3 protein-coding genes are annotated in these 2107 nt (G+C 70.4%); all 3 read left to right on the forward strand.

Translation table 11 applies throughout. The features are described from left to right. Positions 1 to 124 precede the first annotated feature (124 nt). The 3 genes from GH736_RS21705 to GH736_RS25670 all read left to right on the forward strand — a co-directional run bounded on the left by GH736_RS21705 (position 125) and on the right by GH736_RS25670 (position 2101). Positions 125 to 316, forward strand: a complete 192-nt coding sequence (locus GH736_RS21705; RefSeq protein ID WP_159606998.1) for a hypothetical protein — start codon at positions 125 to 127, stop codon at positions 314 to 316. 108 nt (positions 317 to 424) lie between these two features. After that, positions 425 to 1828, forward strand: a complete 1404-nt coding sequence (locus GH736_RS21710; RefSeq protein ID WP_159607000.1) for an MFS transporter — start codon at positions 425 to 427, stop codon at positions 1826 to 1828. 21 nt (positions 1829 to 1849) lie between these two features. Further along, positions 1850 to 2101 (forward strand): hypothetical protein, encoded by a 252-nt coding sequence (locus tag GH736_RS25670; RefSeq protein WP_159607002.1) that lies wholly within the window; start codon positions 1850 to 1852, stop codon positions 2099 to 2101. Positions 2102 to 2107 lie beyond the last annotated feature (6 nt).

The following is a 2107-nucleotide window of genomic DNA, read 5'->3' on the forward strand; positions in this document are numbered from 1 at the left end:
GGCATCATCGTGACGATGCTGCCGACGAAGGGACCTGACAGCTACAGCTACGGCGCGTACACCTACGGTGTCACGCACGACGCCGACGAGTTCGAGGTGGGCGAGGCGCTCGACCGATCGGGCCGTGACGTTGAGCTCTGCGGTGCCCTTCGCCCCGCTCGAGGCGACGAAGGAGATCGACCGGCGCATCGACCACGTGCTGGTACGGCGGGGCACGGGCGTGGTCGCGGATGCCGCGTTCACGGTCGACGCGCCGGTCGACGGGCGCTTCCCGTCCGACCACTTCCCGGTCGTCGCGGATGTCCGGTTCCCCTGACGGGATCGCGAGCGCTACAGTGCAGCAGGATCAGCGCCGATCCAGCGGGATGCCGCGCCGCCCCGGGCACGTCATCTTCCGTTCACGAGACCGAACGAGGCTTCCGTCATGACCCTTCCTCCCGAGCCGCCGGCTGATGCGCCGCGCAACTTCCCTCCGTCGCACCTGACGCCGCCCGACGGCGCCGCGGCCACGATCGGCGTCGCGACCGCACAGGTCGATGCGGTGACGGACGCGGGCGCCCGCAAGGGCCGCATCCTCGCGTGGGGGCTCTGGGACTGGGGCTCGGCCGCGTTCAACGCCGTGGTGACGACGTTCGTGTTCACCGTCTACCTGACGAGCGAGTCGTTCGGACCCTCGGGCACGGTCGAGGCGCAGCTCGGCTGGGCGCTCGCGATCGCCGGGCTGCTCATCGCGGTGCTCGCGCCGATCACCGGCCAGCGCTCCGACACGAGCGGGCGGCGCAAGCTGTGGCTGGCCGTCAACACCTACATCGTCGTCGCGCTCACGCTCGCGATGTTCTTCGTGCTGCCAGAGCCCGGGTACCTGATGCTCGGCCTGTTCCTCGTCGCGGCAGGCAACGTGTTCTTCGAGTTCGCCGGCGTCAACTACAACGCGATGCTCGTGCAGGTGTCGACGCCGAGGTCGATCGGCAAGGTCTCCGGCTTCGGCTGGGGCATGGGCTACGTGGGCGGCATCGTGCTGCTGCTCATCGTCTACTTCGGCTTCATCCAGCCCGAGGTGGGCCTCTTCGGCGTCACCGGCGAGAACGGCCTCGACGTGCGGGTGACGATGCTCGTCTCCGCCGTCTGGTTCGGGCTGTTCGCGCTTCCCGTGCTGCTCGCGGTGCCCGAGTACCGCAACCCCGCGGCGGTCGACCGCGGCAAGGTCGGCTTCTTCGCCTCCTACGCCCGGCTCGGTCGCGACATCGCGCGCCTCTGGCGGGAGCAGCGCGACACGGTGTGGTTCCTGCTCGCGAGCGCCGTGTTCCGGGACGGACTGGCCGGCGTGTTCACGTTCGGCGGCGTGCTCGCGGCATCCGTCTTCGGGTTCTCGGCGGGCGAGGTCATCATCTTCGCCATCGCGGCCAACGTCGTGGCCGGCGTCTCGACCATCGCGGTCGGCACGCTCGATGACCGGCTCGGTGCGAAGCCCGTCATCATCACGGCCCTCATCGGGCTCGTGGTGAGCGGCCTCATCATCTTCTTCCTGCACGACGGCGGGCAGATCGTGTTCTGGACGGCCGGTCTCGCGCTGTGCCTGTTCGTGGGGCCCGCCCAGTCGGCGAGCCGCACGTTCCTCGCGCGGCTCATCCCCTCCGGCCGCGAGGGCGAGGTGTTCGGCCTGTACGCCACGACCGGCCGCGCGGTGAGCTTCCTCGCGCCGACCGCGTTCGCGCTCTTCGTGACGATCGGCGGTGCGCCCTACTTCGGCATCCTCGGCATCGTGCTCGTCATCGCGCTCGGGCTCGCGCTGCTCATCCCGGTGAAGGCGGCGCCGGTGCGGCGCTGAGCGGCCGCCGCAGCGTCACCGGTGCCGAGGGCGCTGCACCACGTCGACGACCAGCGCGGCAAGGAGTTCGGTACGCGGCGCGATCCACTCGACGAGCGCGTGCTCACTTCGCGCATGGGGTCCTCCGCCGACCGCACCGAGGCCGTCGAGGGTGGGCACGCCGAGCGCACCGGTGAAGTTGCCGTCGGATGCCCCGCCGACGGCGATGCCCGCCGGCTCGGGCTCGACATCGCCAATTCGCACCTCGACCTGAAGGAGCTCGCCGCATCATGAGCGGAG

It is taken from the genome of Agromyces humi, assembly GCF_009720255.1.
GTDB lineage: Bacteria > Actinomycetota > Actinomycetes > Actinomycetales > Microbacteriaceae > Agromyces > Agromyces humi.

Excerpts from the sequence above, each read along its gene's own strand:
- GH736_RS21710 (WP_159607000.1), top strand. The coding sequence starts at position 425 with ATGACCCTTCCTCCCGAGCCGCCGGCTGATGCGCCGCGCAACTTCCCT.